General features: G+C 56.2%; 15 protein-coding genes. 7 read left to right on the top strand and 8 right to left on the bottom strand.

Translation table 11 applies throughout. The features are described from left to right. The first annotated feature begins 18 nt into the window (after positions 1-18). Positions 19-246, top strand: coding sequence for a nitrate/nitrite transporter NrtS (gene nrtS, locus BM022_RS06925; protein WP_091137992.1), 228 nt, complete (start codon positions 19-21; stop codon positions 244-246). A 54-nt stretch (positions 247-300) separates the two neighbouring features. Here nrtS and BM022_RS06920 read toward each other — a convergent pair whose 3' ends face one another. The 3 genes from BM022_RS06920 to polX form a co-directional block, all read right to left on the bottom strand. Then, a complete protein-coding gene (locus BM022_RS06920) occupies positions 301-801 on the bottom strand; it encodes a hypothetical protein (RefSeq protein WP_091137990.1) in 501 nt (166 codons plus the stop codon). A 227-nt stretch (positions 802-1028) separates the two neighbouring features. After that, a complete protein-coding gene (locus tag BM022_RS06915) occupies positions 1029-1667 on the bottom strand; it encodes a phosphoribosyltransferase (protein ID WP_091137988.1) in 639 nt (212 codons plus the stop codon). Between the two features lie 185 nt (positions 1668-1852). Further along, complete coding sequence (gene polX / locus BM022_RS06905) at positions 1853-3577, bottom strand: DNA polymerase/3'-5' exonuclease PolX (RefSeq protein WP_091137985.1); 1725 nt, start codon at positions 3575-3577, stop codon at positions 1853-1855. Positions 3578-3783: 206 nt separating this feature from the next. Between polX and BM022_RS06900 the strand changes: the two genes are divergently transcribed. The 6 genes from BM022_RS06900 to BM022_RS06875 all read left to right on the top strand — a co-directional run bounded on the left by BM022_RS06900 (position 3784) and on the right by BM022_RS06875 (position 8981). Continuing rightward, positions 3784-4233, top strand: a complete 450-nt coding sequence (locus BM022_RS06900; protein ID WP_091137983.1) for an archease — start codon at positions 3784-3786, stop codon at positions 4231-4233. A 63-nt stretch (positions 4234-4296) separates the two neighbouring features. Beyond that, entirely contained in the window at positions 4297-5724 is a 1428-nt protein-coding gene (locus BM022_RS06895; RefSeq protein ID WP_091137982.1) for an RtcB family protein, read from the top strand. A 7-nt stretch (positions 5725-5731) separates the two neighbouring features. Then, entirely contained in the window at positions 5732-6184 is a 453-nt protein-coding gene (locus BM022_RS06890) for a universal stress protein (RefSeq protein ID WP_371264304.1), read from the top strand. Between the two features lie 89 nt (positions 6185-6273). Next, a complete protein-coding gene (gene hpf, locus BM022_RS06885) occupies positions 6274-6840 on the top strand; it encodes a ribosome hibernation-promoting factor, HPF/YfiA family (protein WP_091137980.1) in 567 nt (188 codons plus the stop codon). A 165-nt stretch (positions 6841-7005) separates the two neighbouring features. Next, positions 7006-7605 carry an isochorismatase family protein gene (locus BM022_RS06880; protein WP_091137978.1) on the top strand — a complete coding sequence of 200 codons (600 nt, stop codon included), beginning with the start codon at positions 7006-7008 and terminating at the stop codon, positions 7603-7605. Continuing rightward, entirely contained in the window at positions 7602-8981 is a 1380-nt protein-coding gene (locus tag BM022_RS06875) for a nicotinate phosphoribosyltransferase (protein WP_091137977.1), read from the top strand. Before BM022_RS06880 ends, BM022_RS06875 begins: the two co-directional genes overlap by 4 nt. Here BM022_RS06875 and BM022_RS06870 read toward each other — a convergent pair. From BM022_RS06870 to BM022_RS06850, 5 genes are all read right to left on the bottom strand, one after another. After that, positions 8976-9746: an N-formylglutamate amidohydrolase gene (locus tag BM022_RS06870; protein WP_091137975.1), complete on the bottom strand. Its 771-nt coding sequence runs from the start codon at positions 9744-9746 to the stop codon at positions 8976-8978. The genes BM022_RS06875 and BM022_RS06870 overlap by 6 nt on opposite strands. 73 nt (positions 9747-9819) lie before the next feature. Beyond that, entirely contained in the window at positions 9820-11064 is a 1245-nt protein-coding gene (locus BM022_RS06865; RefSeq protein WP_091137974.1) for a carboxylate-amine ligase, read from the bottom strand. Further along, positions 11061-11786, bottom strand: coding sequence for a C39 family peptidase (locus tag BM022_RS06860; RefSeq protein ID WP_091137972.1), 726 nt, complete (start codon positions 11784-11786; stop codon positions 11061-11063). Before BM022_RS06860 ends, BM022_RS06865 begins: the two co-directional genes overlap by 4 nt. 207 nt (positions 11787-11993) lie before the next feature. Further along, positions 11994-13610, bottom strand: coding sequence for a bifunctional aminoglycoside phosphotransferase/ATP-binding protein (locus BM022_RS06855; RefSeq protein ID WP_091137971.1), 1617 nt, complete (start codon positions 13608-13610; stop codon positions 11994-11996). A gap of 57 nt (positions 13611-13667) precedes the next feature. Beyond that, entirely contained in the window at positions 13668-14621 is a 954-nt protein-coding gene (locus BM022_RS06850; protein WP_091137969.1) for a DHH family phosphoesterase, read from the bottom strand. Positions 14622-14747 lie beyond the last annotated feature (126 nt).

The following is a 14747-nucleotide window of genomic DNA, read 5'->3' as shown; positions in this document are numbered from 1 at the left end:
GAAGGGAGAAGGTCAACGATGCGCCATTTACACGCGATCAAGTCCTCTATTCAAGACCGAAACGCGCGACTGGTTGCACTTTCCGTTGCGCTGGTGGTGGGTTTATGCCTCAACGCGATCAATCAGGGCATTCCTCTGCTTTTGGGTGAACCGATGACATTTGGGCGCTGGGTTTCAGCTATTATTACCCCAATCGTTCCCTTCTTCGTCAGTTGTCACGGGCAGGGAATGAGGAGAAACGGATAAGTTTGGGGCGGATTTAGCTGAGTGCAGGGAAGCTAAGCCGACCCGGGCTTGCGGCTATTCATAACGCAAGAACTCTTCCGCGAGCGAGTCCCCGCCGTGGCGCCTGATCAGCCCTTCAAGCTCCGCCAGCAAGGCGTCATCTTCATCATCCTCCAGCACACCATCGCCGATCAGCCTTGCAGGCAGACCCGAAATGATTGCCTCTTTTATCGTTTCAAGGGTTGGCGGATATTCCCGATTCTCGTCATTCATTACCGCCTCGATTACTCGCGAGAGCGGCTCGCTGGCGTCGCTGCGGGCAAAGTCAATCGCGAGTGCTGTTTCTCCAAATTCTTCAATCAGCGCATCCAGTTCATCCAGAAGCGATGCGTCGATATCAAAATGGTGTAAGTGCTCGGTCTCGCTCAAGGATGGCGGTACCAGGTCGGCGACAAAGGAGCGAACCGAGCCCAGCGTTGGGGGTTCATCCGCGTCTGGATCGTTGACACGGCTTTCGATAAGCGCGGAGAGGTTGGGGCTGATACGGGTGGAAATATCGATTGGATTTCGAATCATGGCAATGTCCTTTTGGAAGCTTTGGAGCGCGGTCCTTGTTTCAAGCCGCGACTGGAATGCACGGCTACTTATGGGCATTATTCAATTTTTAGTCGAGGTCGCGTCCAACGAAATTGAATGGCACAATTGGTGGGTTCCGGTGAATCAGAGGTGCTGTTCGACCAGATTGTGTTTTGCGTTGTACTACGCTAACGCTCAAAAGCAGGTACTTTCAAATACGGGTTCGATCAATGGCCGTCGCCGGAAGCGGACAGGGCGGCGATAACTTCGTCGTCCGAAACTTGCGGAAAATCCATGTAGAACTGAGCCACCGCGCCAAAGTTCATCGGCGCTGAAAGGCATACTACCCGATCCGCTTTCGCGCTTACTTTTTCGATCGTATCGGGAGGCGCCACGGGTACTGCGCAAATCAGTTCCTTGGGCTGTTTCGCCTTAAGCGCATGCAATGCAGCAATCATGGTTGCACCGGTAGCAAGTCCATCGTCTATTACGATGACTACACGCCCGGCAGGATCGATCGGTTCTCGCACAGGGGTATATTGGGCTCTGCGCTGTCTTATCGCCTCAAGTTGCGTGGCAACTTCCTTCCTGATGTATTCATCGCTGGCGCCAACTTGGGAAGCATAGTCCGCGAGGTACACCCAGCCACTTTCATCGATGGAACCGATGGCGAATTCAGGATTACCGGGGGCGCGCAACTTGCGCACCAGCACCACATCCATTTCTCCGCTCAGCTCGGCCGCAATGATCTTTGCCATCGGCACGGCGCCCCGCGGAATAGCCAGCACCAGCGGGTGCTTCCCGCGGTATTCGGAAAGAGCCGCGGCAAGTTGTCTTGCCGCCGTGACCCGGTTGGCAAATATCATGGTTAACGTCCGTCGTAATCTTGGTTATGCGGAATCCATCGTATTAAAAGCTGGGCATGATACCTGTGCTCGCTTGAAGTATAGGCGGTCGCGCCGTTTTTTCAATTTTATTGCCTTCGGAATGCTAAAGCATTGTTTAAGAACAGCGGAGGCACAGGCTCTCGCACTGTTTGCCTTTCTCTAATCTACATCGTGCGACTGATGAGTGTGCGGAGTTCGCCCAGCGGGCGCGTGTTGAGCACGTTTTGCCTTTCCAGCCAGCCGCGGCGTGCTTGTCCAATACCGAAGCGCAGGTTTTCAAATTCAAATGTGCTGTGCGCGTCCGAGTCGACGCCGATCAGGACTCCCTCTTCCTTTGCCATTTGGCAATAAATGTCGAGCAGGTCGAGCCGGTCGGGATGCGCGTTAAGTTCAAGAAAACAACCGCGGCGCCCGGCTTCGCGAATAATCCGCGGCATGTCGATATCGTAGGGCGGACGCTCATGGATGATTCGACCGGAAGGGTGAGCAAGCATGGTAAAGTGCGGGTGCGACATTGCACGCAGAACGCGTTCCGTTTGCCTTGCTCGCGACAGGTCGAATTTGCTGTGTACAGCGCCGAGCACCAGGTCCAGTTTGGCAAGGACGCGGTCCGGCAAGTCCAGACTCCCATCTTCCAGGATATCCACCTCGATCCCCTTGAGCAACGTTATGCCTTCCAGGTTTTCGTTAAGCGCATCGATTTCGTCGCATTGACGCGCCAGCCGCAGCGGATCGAGACCTCTCGCAACGGTTAGGTGGCGTGAATGATCGGTGATCGCAAGATATTGCAGACCATGCGACCGGCCAGCGATTGCCATCTCAAGCAAGGTATTGTGGCCATCGGTAGCGCTGGTGTGGACGTGCAGATCGCCCTGGAGATCGCTGAGTTCCAGCAAACGCGGGAGCCGGCCGGAGCGGGCCGCCGGGATTTCGCCGCGGTTTTCGCGAAGCTCTGGCGGAATGTAGGACAGGTCCACTGCCCGATAGACCGATTCCTCGGTTTCTCCCGCGATGCGTGTTTTTCCCCGATACACGCCGTATTCATTAATCTTTAACCCGCGCTTCTGCGCAATTTGGCGGACGGCGATGTTATGTGACTTGGAGCCCGTGAAGTAGTGCAGCGCTGCGCCATAGCTTTCTTCCGGCACGACCCGCAGGTCGACCTGCAAGTCGCACTTGAGGAGGATACTGGCACGCGTTGGACCCACTACAAGTATTTCGGCAACCTCATCATAGGCGGTAAAATCCTGCATCACGTTGCTACCGGGCGCAGCGGTTACGATGATATCGAGGTCGCCCACTGTTTCGCGCATGCGCCTGAAACTTCCGGCGACTGTTACCTGTTTTACGCCGGGCACAGCTGCAAGATAAGATCGTAATGCTTCCGCATATTGTGCCGCCACGGCCAGCTTGAAGCGACGGATCTGTTCAGCATGAAGTTCAACGGCCTGGAGAATATTGAGTTCGGTTTTTTCGCCGAACCCGGCCAAGGCGCGTATGCGCCCCTGGCGCGCAGCAGAGTAGAGCTGTTCGACGGTTTGTACATCTAAGTCGTGATAGAGATGCCTCACCCGTTTGGGACCAAGCCCTGGAACCCTTAAAAGTTCAGTGACGGCCGGCGGAAGCTCGGTGCGCAGACGGTCCAATAAAGCGCAATGACCAGTGGAAGTGATTTCCTTTATCTTTTCGGAAAGATCGTGGCCAATTCCAGGAAACCGTGTCAAATCCTCGTCCTTTTCCACCATCGCGTATGCTTCGGTGGAAAGCTCGCCAATAGTGCGCGCCGCGTTACGGTAAGCGCGAATTCGAAACGGATTTGCCCCCTCTATTTCGAGCAGATTTGCAATCTCTTCAAAGATCGCGGCAATATCAGCATTATGGCTCGGCATGCAGATCGTCCACGTTCGATTTTTTTACACGGCGGGAGTAAGGACGCAGCGGCAGTTTTGACGTTACCGCTCCCAGTTTAGTCTATCCTGATAATCATGGAGGCTGTAAACCTCAGCGCCTAGTCGCTGCCAGGTGTGCTCCATTAGCAGCTTTGCGCTGCGCACCTATAATCAATAACTGTACAGAAACACGCATGGGGGTGAGGATGAATCCACCGGTATCGCATGTTGAGCGTGTTGGGCTTGGTCAAACTCGAGGATATTTCGATCACGACGCCGATATTGGCATTATCGGTGGGGGAACCAGTGTTGAGCAGGCGTTTGAGGCAGCGGCAGAGGCGGTATTTGGCATTGTTACCAACCTGGACTCGGTCGAGGCCTCGAGCGTAGTGATGATCGAGTTCGAAGAGCCCGATCCGGAGTTCGCGCTGGTCACATGGTTGAATCTGTTGCTAGGGAAGGCCCGAGAGCTTGGCATGGTGTTTTGCCGTTTCCGGGTTCAGCATCAGGGCAATCATTGGCATACGGAAGCGTCGGGCGAGAAGTGGCACCCGGGTCTGGAGCGCGGCGTCGAAGTGAAAGGCGCCACGCTGACCATGCTCGCTGTCAAGAAAGCCGGCGCAACGTGGGAAGCGCGTTGTGTAGTCGACGTATGAGACGCGCACGGCAGTGGTCTTGCTATGCAGATGGTATCTGAGCGATAGGATGATCGGCACGTAATGAATCTACAGCAGCTACAGCAACTGCAACCTTATCTGTGGAGCCTGCCCAGGTTGCCCGGCCAGAAGCGGGCAGAGGTTTTGCTCTACGGAAGCGCTCCGTTGCTGGTGAGCATGGATGACAAGGTGCTGGAGCAGATTGCCGATGTCGCTTCTCTGCCCGGCTTGGTGGGCGCTGCCATGACCATGCCCGACGCGCATTGGGGCTATGGGTTTCCAATCGGCGGTGTTGCCGCGTTCGATGCGGAACGGGGTGGAGTGATTTCGGCCGGGGGAGTGGGGTTCGATATTTCCTGCGGAATACGCTGCCTGCGCAGTAATCTGGATATAAACAATGCTGCGCCCGAGTTCGCTCGGCTCGCCGATGCGCTATTTCATGCGATACCGGCAGGCGTCGGGGAAGAGGGCGAGATCAAGCTGACCCCCGCGCAGCTCGATGAGGTGATGCAAGACGGCGCGCAATGGGCGGTCAAACACGGTTATGGCGATGCGGCAGATCTCGAGTACATAGAAGAACGCGGTCGCGTCATAGGCGCTGTTACCGATCATGTTTCAGAGCTTGCAAAAAAACGCCAGCGAGGCGAGATGGGTACGCTCGGTTCGGGCAATCATTATCTCGAAGTTCAGGTAGTGGAACATGTGTACGATGCGGCTGCCGCGCAGGCTTTCGGCTTATCCGAAGGGCAGATCATCATTTCGATACACTGCGGTTCCCGTGGCCTCGGACACCAGATCGGCACTGACTATATGGTCCTGTTGGCCAAAGCAGCCAACCGCTTCGGCATCCATTTACCCAACCGTGAACTGGCCTGCGCGCCAATCAAATCACCGGAAGGCCAGCAATATATTGGCGCCATGAACGCTGCTATCAACTGTGCGCTTGCGAATCGGCAAATCCTTACTCACCTAGCGCGCAGCACGTTCATGCAAGTATATCCCCATGCCGAACTTGAAACCCTGTTCGATGTTTCGCACAATACCTGCAAGGTCGAAACGCATGACATTGACGGCGAACTCAGATCCCTTCACGTGCACCGCAAAGGCGCCACACGCGCATTCGGCCCGGGGCACGAGATGCTGCCGGAGCGTTATCGAGCCGTGGGCCAACCGGTCGTCATCGGCGGCAGCATGGGAACGGGGTCGTACATTTTGGCCGGCGCCAGCGGAAACCCGGCGTTTGCCTCGTCCAGTCATGGCGCCGGCCGCGCCATGAGCAGGCATCAAGCGCTGGCACGGTGGAAAGGCCGTGCGTTGATTGATGAACTGGCGCGACAGGGCATACTGATACGGACCCGATCCATGCGGGGCGTAGCGGAAGAAGCTCCCGGCGCATATAAGGATGTTGATCTTGTCGCCGAGGCAACGGAACAGGCAGGGCTGGCGCGGCGAGTTGCTTTCCTTCGTCCCAAAGTTTGCGTCAAGGGATGATTTCGAAATGGCCATGTATCAGCGTATTCTGGTGCCCATTGACGGGAGTCCAACTTCCCAACGGGCACTTGAGGAAGCGCTTGGCCTCGCCCGGCAAGCGGGGAAGGGCACGCAACTGGAATTGTTGCATGTTGTCGAGATAATCCTTTTTCCCGACAGTGAGATTTACTTCAACTATGCTGAGCTTCAGAAAATCATGAGAAACAGCGGCGAAAAAATACTGGCGGAGGCCGAAAAAATGGTCCGACAGGCGGGTGTCGCAGTGCAGAAAAGATTGCTCCAGGCTGATGGAGAGCGCATCGCCAACGTCATCGTCGAAGAAGCCCGGCGTTGGCCCGCCGACTTGATCGTCATAGGCACCCACGGCCGTTCCGGTTTCAGCCGTATTCTTTTTGGAAGTGTGGCCGAAGGCGTTGTGCATACCGCTGATGTCCCCGTGTTATTGATCCGCGGGGCATAATCCGCGTCAAATTGAAATTTGTGCCCATATCGTGAAAGTCCTGTTTTTTTTCGATGGGCCTTGCAACGTAAACATCGGAGGATATCGTCATGAAATTACAACTGCAGATTACCACCAGGGACGTTCCCCATTCTGAAGCGCTGGAGACTCACATTCGGCAGAAAGTGGAAAAGCTCGAAACGTTCTACCCGAAAGTCATGGGCTGCCGAGTGGTGGTCGACGTTCCGCACAAGCATAAACATCAAGGGCGCACGTTTAACGTGCGTCTCGATATTACAGTGCCTGGCAAGGAACTGGTGGTGAATCATGAAGCGCATGAGGACGTATATGTCGCGGTCCGCGATGCCTTTGATGCGGCCAAACGCCAGTTGGAGGATTATGGCCGGCGGCAGCGCGGCAGTATTAAGGCACACACGCCGGTATTGCATGGGAAGATAGTGCGTCTCATAACCGAGGAAGGCTACGGGTTTATTGAAACCCCGGAAGGAGAGGAACTCTATTTTCACCGCGATAACCTGGCTGAAAATAACTTCGAGAAATTGGAAGAGGGCAGCGAAGTCAAGTTTCTTGAAGATATTGGTGGCGAAGGTCCTCAGGCGAAGCGTGTAAGCGCTGCCAAGCGCCACATCTCGGAGGGCGAAGCAGAACAGGAGTGATGAGTCCTGGCCGTTGCGCTCTTCGCCCGAGGTCTCCCCCGCTTTTTCTCTGTTCCATGAGTGCCCAGCCTGAGGCGCTTATGCCGACGCTAGTCACGCGATTCTCACGGGTGCCGGCGTCGACACCGAAGTTTCGGTCGACAGCACAAGCAGTGAGTAAATCCTATGAGTGAGGGTCGGCACGCGAAAATCGGTCTTCAGGCTGGCGATGCCCTGATTCTGGTGGACGTGCAAAATGACTTTCTTCCCGGCGGCAGTCTCGCCGTACCCGCCGGTGACGAGGTCGTCCCGGTGCTCAATCGCTATCTCACGCTATTCCATTCGCATCGTTTGCCTGTTTTCGCCACCCGCGACTGGCATCCCCCTGATCACTGCTCCTTCCAGCATCAGGGCGGTCCATGGCCGCCTCACTGCATTGCGGCAACCCAGGGCGCGGCCTTTCCCGCCAGCCTTCGCCTTCCCGCTGATACTTTTGTCATATCCAAGGCGACCGCACGGGAGAGGGACGCCTATTCGGGCTTTGATAACACCCAGCTCGATTCATTACTAAAATCCGCCGGCGCCGTGCGCGTATTCATAGGCGGCTTGGCGACGGAGTATTGCGTGCTCAATACCGTGAAGGATGCCCTGCGTTACCATTACACAACATTTGTTCTCGAGGACGCGATCCGCGCCATTGACACCAGCCTGAACCACGGCGGCGCCAGTGAGCAGATGAAAACCCTGGGCGCGATTCCCATTCACCTTGAAATGCTTGACGCATGAATCCCGGTTCCAGTCCGCTTCTGACCGACCATTATCAACTTATGATGATGCAGAGCTATCTGGAGCAGGGGATGGAAGAAACTGCAGTGTTTGAGCTTTTTGTACGTAAGCTTCCATCGTGCCGCAATTTCATGCTCGCAGCGGGTCTGGAGCAGGTCCTGGATTTTCTGGAGAACCTTACGTTCTCTCCGGACGAGCTGGCATGGCTGGCCACGCGTTTTCGACCTCATTTCATTGATTACCTGGAACGATTCCATTTTGAGGGCGACGTACATGCCATGCCAGAGGGGAGCCTTTTTTTTCCGGAGGAGCCCATCCTGAGGATAACCGCACCGCTGCCACAGGCCCAGCTGGTCGAATCGCGAGTCATGAATCTGCTGCACTTCCAGAGCATGATTGCAACCAAGGCCGCGCGGTCGGTGTTGACGGCGCCGGGCAAGCTGCTGGTGGATTTCGGCATGCGTCGTGCCCATGGCGCTGAAGCAGCCCTCCTCGCCGCGCGGGCGAGCTATATTGCCGGATTTTCCGGCACCGCCACTGTGCTGGCCGGGACGCTGTATGGAATCCCGCTATTCGGTACCAGCGCTCATTCCTACATCCAGGCGCATCCAGACGAAGCCACGGCGCTCGAGCATTTTGCACGTTCTTATCCGGACAATGCAGTTCTGCTGATCGATACTTACGACACCGAAGCGGCTGCTAGGAAGGTGGTGACGCTGGCGCGCAAACTTCGCGTGGATGGGATTGGCATCAAGGGTGTTCGGCTGGACAGCGGCGATCTTGCCATGCATGCCAGCCGCGTGCGCCGCATACTTGACGAAGGTGAACTCGAGAACACGACCATCTTTGCCAGCGGAAACCTGGACGAATACCGCCTGCGTGCGCTATTGTCACCCGTCGGATCACCACCAGCGCCAATAGATGGTTTTGGCGTCGGTACCGCGCTGGATGTCTCAAGCGATGCCCCGTCTCTTGACTGCGCCTACAAGTTGCAGGAATACGCCGGCAAGGCGCGCCGCAAGCGTTCGGAAGGAAAGGCAACCTGGCCGGGAAGAAAGCAGGTTTACCGCGAATATGACACGGCCGAGGGGCGGATGGCGCGCGACATCGTGACGCTGGAGGGGGAAGGTTTTCATCGCGGGGAGCCGCTCATCGTTCCCGTGATGCTGAAGGGAAAGCGTATTGACGAAGGCGTCAAGCTTGACGAGATACGCAAGCGTACGTTGGCAAGTTATGCCCGTTTGCCGAAACCGTTGACCATACTTGACGCAGCGTCGCCAAGTTATCCAGTGGAGATTTCGGCCCGGTTACAGGCCCTGGCCACCCGATTGGACGCGGAAACAGGAGCACAATCGTTGCAGGCGCGAGCATCATGACGCGCTATTATTTGATGGCGTTGCACCTTGCAGCACGCCATCAGGCAGCCCTGATATGTTTGGTACTACTGCTTCGGCGAGGGATTTGAGGATGGCGCTACGTAGCAAGCGCCATTGGCGGCCGCCCTTGAGTACGTGTTTCTGGTTGATTTCGAGCTCGATAGCGACGTAAGCATCGACAGGAAACCGCCGGCGCAGGTAGGCGGGAAAACCATTAGCCTTGCCGAAATATGGGTAGTTGCGACGCACTATCAGCGCCGGACTGTTTGCTCTGAAGCTGGCGCGCAAGCGGTTGCAAATGTCGCGCTCCAGCGCGCGTGAAGGATCATAAAGCAGACCGATGTCCGCATTGCGAACCTCTCCGTTCAATTCGGGTGTGAAGCTGTGCGAGGAGATGTGAATCACACTCTGTCCGCCCCGAATCGCCTGGGAGATGTTCGTTTCGACTCTGTTGCGATAAGGCAGATAGTAGCATTTCAGAATCTCACTCCTGACTGTGGCCGGGGCTGGGCGTGTCGCCTCCGAGTACAGCTTGGGATGCCCGATGGAACGGTTAAGGTCTATCAGCAACCGAGATACCGTGGCGGAAAAAAAGTCGGCGTGCAACATGTCCGCTACTTGCCGCGCCAGTTGCAGCGCGCCGGCATCGTACCCTCGGTGACTGTGCAACAGGCGTTGGTATCCGCCGAAGAGTTGCTGGTAGCGACGCGGAATCCGGTTTCCTCCGTGCTCGCAGGTGACGACAAAATGAATTTTGGCAGACAAGCTGGTACCTTATCTTGAAGCGCCTTCTTCGCCCGTTTTGCCCCTTTTTAGAACTCAGCAGAATGAGCGCACGCTAATCCAATCCCAAAAACATCGTGCCCGCTTCGAGGCAATCGCATAGTTTCTTGTACACTTCCATCAGCCGCTTTTTACTGCACTCCGGCCCCACGGCACCTTTGATTCGGCGTGCAAGCGGACCATAATCCAGCATAACCTGTAGCGGTGGGCGCGCGTGTTCGCGCTGTTCTGGTTGATTCCACGCGATTGACCCGATCAGATGGCGCCAGAGCTCACCGGCATCGCATCGGTGATCCGGAAAGCCCAGCAGCCGCAGATACTCGGCGTTGGTGATTACCGCCTCCTCCGCACTACGGATGCACGCGTGCATGATCTCGACAAGCACATCGGTCTCCATGGCCTGCTGCTCGGGGAGGGGCGCGTTTACTTCATCATAGAGCGTACGCAGAATATCGGTCGTAGCGGCAGCAATGGCGAGGTCGGCCTGGGGACATTCCTGCGTGTCAATAACACGGATTTCGATTGCATTGCGGTCAAAGCGGGGGACGGCCCCGCGAACATTGAGCCACTCGTGCTGCAAAATTCTCTGTGCATCGAGCGCCCTGACCTCTTGATACATCGGTGCCAGAATGTCGCGCTCGTAGGCCGCGCGACTGCTGGCGGTATCCGGAATCACTTTCCCCATGGTCAGGGGCACCCTTGCCTGATGGGTAAGATAGCTTTCCATCCGAAAATCCATCCAACCGGCATCGCCACCCTCAACAATCGGGGAGCTTGCTGCGAGCGCGGGGAGGATGGGCAGCAACAGCCGGACGGCAGCGTGAAGACGGGCGAACTCATGATCATTCGCGAACGGCACGTTGAGCTGCATGCTTTGCAGATTGGCCCAGCCATGCCTACTGCAGTCAAAAATCCGGTCGTATGCAGTGTAAATTTCCGCGTTTTCACGCTGCCATATCCGCGTCTCGATTCGCGGGTTCATCCATGGGTGCATGGCGGTGGGCATGAGCCGAGCCCCCATCGGTTCGAGCAAGTCGTTTATCCGCTGAATCTCGCTTTGAAACCCGGCCGCGAGCGCGTCTATATCGTTATCGGGTTCAACGTTTTTGAGCTCAATAAGATGCAGCACCAGCTCGTGGGACCATGCCAGCTCGTCGCATCTGAGCCCGGAAGCGCACGTTTCGGAAATCCGTTGCAGTACCTTTTCGGCGATGGGCAGGATCGCCAGCGTCGTGCGATTCACGATCATGTACTCCAGTTCGATGCCATAGCCCGAAAAAGCGGACAACGTGAGGCTCATCCTCCTTCGTCAGGATGATCCTGATGCCCGCGAGAATGGATTACCAGCAAATTGGCGTCATGCGTAACAATTCCCAGCAGCACCGCGCCCAACACGCGGTCGATATTGCACCAGTACTCCTGAAAAGGACCATAAGGATCGGCCACAAGCACGGTGCGCTTGCGGCGGTCATAGCCGGTCAAGACTACGAAATGTCCCGCGGGGAACCCCCGGACGTCATCGGGCGTGTCGTCCGGCCCGTATTCCCTCGCGGCGCGGTAAAGGTATGTTGAGCTCAATCCGGTCAGAATCGGAAGGCCGCGGCGCAAGAGGCCGTGGACGAGCGATTGCGATAGGTCGGTCAGGCGCAACCTTCCGCCTAGGCGGAGGAACTCCAGATAGCCCTCGGTGGCATGCCGCAATCGCGGTTCCCGCTTTAGCTCGCGCTGCTGCCTCAGCCGTTCGGCGATGTCCATCCCCGGTGCGAACCAGGTCGGATCGAACATCATAAGGTTATATGTATATATGGTGGCTTGAAAACCATTGCGCAGGGCATCGCAACCCAGAAACACTGCAAAGGTACCGCTTCCGCTTTCCAGTTTCCGGGTGCGGATGATGACGCTCTTGAGTGGTTCAGTCTTGCCCCAATAGTTGTACATGGCATGCAGGCAGGTAGGGCCGCAGGTTGTTTCATCCGGCTGTGGCAGGCTTCTGACCGGTAAGCGTACTGTTGTCCTTAGCATGGCAATTAGTGGGTGGGGACTGGGCTGATTCTGAATCTCTGGGCACTCGCCTCGAGGATTTCTTAAAGAAAGGTTATCACGGAGATGGGTTGAAGTGGAATGCCGTTTCCCTGAAATATAGATAAGCCGGGGAAGACCTTAATTAATTCGATAGTTCGAACTGGGCCTAGTCGGCGTTTCCTGGTCGACTGTTCATGTTCATTGTCCTCAGCGTGGTATCAGCCGATCGATCTTCTCCCAAGTGTATGCATCGGCAGCAAATTCCTTGCCTTCATTGAAAAACTCTATGGTGTTATGTTGCTCAGCGGGTGTCAGCATTTCCTGTTGTGCCTGCAATGATTTCAGCACGGCGAGATCTGCTTCGGAAGCGTCGTTCGACTCGTTCCGCCGTCGGGTTATGCGCGCCTTCAAGGCCGTCGTACTGGCTTGCAGCGACGCGATGGCAAACGGTACCGCGAGTTCATGCGCCAAACCACGGAAAAGTTCACGTTCATGCCGCCTGAGAAAGGCGGCATCCACGATCACGGCGATGCCTGCCGTCAGCAGTTCGCGTGCGAGTTCATAAAGGCGTGCGTAGGTTTGTTGCGTCGCGTTGGCAGTGTAGATGGGCTCCGCAAGCGCGCCGCTGTCCGCGAGCGGCGCGAGTCCAAATAAACGTTTGCGCTCCACGTCGGAACGGATGCGGATTGCCTGCAGGCGTTCCAGCGCGACCTGCGAAAAAGTGGTTTTGCCCGACCCGGGCAACCCGTGGGTAATGATGAGCGCTGGCCGGTCCCATGCGAGGCGCTGCGCGGCCAGAGCGACGAAATCGCGGCAATGTGCAATTGCTTCCGTCCGCGCCCGCTCGCCCAAGCTCGTCTGTCCGGCGCGAATGGCATTGACCATGGCGCGCACAACTGCGCGATAGGCAACATAATATCGCAGCAACGGGACGGCGCTATAATCTCCAGTAGACTCCAGATAAGCGTTCAGGAAACGGAAGGCGAGCTCAGGCCGCTGGTAATGCAACAGATCCATGACTGTAAAGGCAACTTCATTCATCACGTCAATCCAGCGCAACGCCGGGTTGAATTCGATACAGTCAAAGGGGGTGGGTTGATTGCGGATGAGTGCAATATTGCCAAGATGCAGATCACCATGGCACTCGCGTATGAAGCCCCGCATATGGCGCTGCTCAAGTCGATATTTACATTTGTCATATTCGGCCTGCAGCGCCTGGTGCAGCGCGACTACGCTGGTTTCGTCTTCCCCACCGGCTAGGGCAGCCTGCAATTGCTCGAAACTTTTCGATACTGCTGAATGCGTGGCAGCGGCTGTACCAAACTGGCTTGCGGTCTCCCCCGCGGGTAATCCGTTATGAAAATGAGCAATGGTGACCGCCAGGGTATCGATATGTGCGGGCAGAAGCTTGTTGCGCGCGACAAGGCGATCCAATTGCCTGGATGTGGGAAAGCGTCTCATTCTAACGGCATATTCAATCGCAGGCTTCGCGCCAAATAGGGGCGATTCCGACGTACCGCCGATGGGAATGACATCGAGATATAGCTGCGGCGCCAGCCGGCGGTTCAGCCGGATTTCTTCTTTGCAATAATCGCGACGCAATGCGAGGCTGGTAAAATTCAGGAAGCCGAGATCAACCGATTTTTTGATTTTGTATGCATAGCGTCCTGCCAGCAGCACCCAGGAAATATGCGTTTCGATCAGATGCACACGTTTCGCCGCATGAGGATAGCGCCCCGGGTCCAGCAAGGCAGTGACCAGCCTGACCTGACGATTGTCATCGGATTGCGGCGTACGAGGATGGGGTTTTGAATGCTTTACCATTGCATGCTTTCAGCCGACAGCACGGCATGCCCCGGCAGTACGGGCGACCAACATCGTCTAGGGAAACTGTTCAGCGAACATTGCGAGGAATCCGTCAAGAGCATCTGCGGGGAGACGGTTGATGCCGGCGGCGGCGCGGCGTCCGCCCCCCGTTTCGAACTTGAGGCAAAGCGCGTCGGCGCCTTGTGGATTTGCGACTGGGGCGCGCACGCTGATCGTATACTCGCCAAACCGGTTCGAGGTGATTACGGCATGAGCGCGCATCGGATCATCGTTAGCCAGCTTGTTTGCAAAAATCCCGTTTACTCGCCTCGCCCAGGCCTCGTCGGGTAACAGATAGGCTGCGTGGTGTCCTCGTGCCTGTATCGGGCGTAGCGAAACAGTCATGTTTATGTCATGATTGAATCCCTCCGCAAGCCGATCAAAGGCGGGTGATTTGGCAATGAAGTCGAATGGATCGGGATAGGGCTGCATTTCCTTATACAGTTTGACGGGATCGAAATGCAGGTCCTGAAGACGGTCGCCGTAGCCGTTATAATTCAGGTATTCGCCAAGAGACGCGAGCTTTTCTATTTGAGGTTTTGCGAGTCCCGCGTCTTTCGCAAGGGTGCGAGCATTCTGCCCAAGGTTGTCACCAAAGGCGGCGACGATGGTCCACAGGCGAAAGCGTCCATGCAAGTGCCGATCAACAAGGATGCTGGTGCACACGTCCGCGGATAAATCGATATGAACGGCAAGATTATGATGCAGCGGTATCTCTCCGGCATAATGATGGTCGAAATAATCAACGCTTGCGCCCGCCTCCAACAATCGCATGAGTCCGACACGGTTACTGTCGAGTGAGATATCAAGCACGGTTACGTGGTCCCCCGCGCCGGCTTTCACCCGGTCAAGCAGCTTAATGTCTCGTTTGACGCCGGTAACCAGTTCCGCCAACGCCGGATTTGCCAGTCGGAGCTGATGCAAGGCGCACAAGCCGTCGGCATCGCCGTTGAATACATCATAATTCATGGGTTCTGGAAATCCCAAATCTGATCGCCGTAATGATTTTCAATAGTACTCTTAGTAGACCCGCAGTGGTCAACAGGAGATGCGCATTGTTACGGGAGCAGGAATAGTAACCAGCCTTCGCTCATC

The sequence above is a fragment of the Nitrosospira sp. Nsp14 genome, assembly GCF_900113575.1.
GTDB lineage: Bacteria > Pseudomonadota > Gammaproteobacteria > Burkholderiales > Nitrosomonadaceae > Nitrosospira.
The sequence above is the reverse complement of the archived record's forward strand: the minus strand, read 5'-3'. Positions and strand labels throughout refer to the sequence as shown.

Excerpts from the sequence above, each read along its gene's own strand:
- nrtS (WP_091137992.1), top strand. The coding sequence starts at position 19 with ATGCGCCATTTACACGCGATCAAGTCCTCTATTCAAGACCGAAACGCG.
- BM022_RS06920 (WP_091137990.1), bottom strand. The coding sequence starts at position 801 with ATGATTCGAAATCCAATCGATATTTCCACCCGTATCAGCCCCAACCTC.
- BM022_RS06915 (WP_091137988.1), bottom strand. The coding sequence starts at position 1,667 with ATGATATTTGCCAACCGGGTCACGGCGGCAAGACAACTTGCCGCGGCT.
- polX (WP_091137985.1), bottom strand. The coding sequence starts at position 3,577 with ATGCCGAGCCATAATGCTGATATTGCCGCGATCTTTGAAGAGATTGCA.
- BM022_RS06900 (WP_091137983.1), top strand. The coding sequence starts at position 3,784 with ATGAATCCACCGGTATCGCATGTTGAGCGTGTTGGGCTTGGTCAAACT.
- BM022_RS06895 (WP_091137982.1), top strand. The coding sequence starts at position 4,297 with ATGAATCTACAGCAGCTACAGCAACTGCAACCTTATCTGTGGAGCCTG.
- BM022_RS06890 (WP_371264304.1), top strand. The coding sequence starts at position 5,732 with ATGGCCATGTATCAGCGTATTCTGGTGCCCATTGACGGGAGTCCAACT.
- hpf (WP_091137980.1), top strand. The coding sequence starts at position 6,274 with ATGAAATTACAACTGCAGATTACCACCAGGGACGTTCCCCATTCTGAA.
- BM022_RS06880 (WP_091137978.1), top strand. The coding sequence starts at position 7,006 with ATGAGTGAGGGTCGGCACGCGAAAATCGGTCTTCAGGCTGGCGATGCC.
- BM022_RS06875 (WP_091137977.1), top strand. The coding sequence starts at position 7,602 with ATGAATCCCGGTTCCAGTCCGCTTCTGACCGACCATTATCAACTTATG.
- BM022_RS06865 (WP_091137974.1), bottom strand. The coding sequence starts at position 11,064 with ATGAGCCTCACGTTGTCCGCTTTTTCGGGCTATGGCATCGAACTGGAG.
- BM022_RS06860 (WP_091137972.1), bottom strand. The coding sequence starts at position 11,786 with ATGCTAAGGACAACAGTACGCTTACCGGTCAGAAGCCTGCCACAGCCG.
- BM022_RS06855 (WP_091137971.1), bottom strand. The coding sequence starts at position 13,610 with ATGGTAAAGCATTCAAAACCCCATCCTCGTACGCCGCAATCCGATGAC.
- BM022_RS06850 (WP_091137969.1), bottom strand. The coding sequence starts at position 14,621 with ATGAATTATGATGTATTCAACGGCGATGCCGACGGCTTGTGCGCCTTG.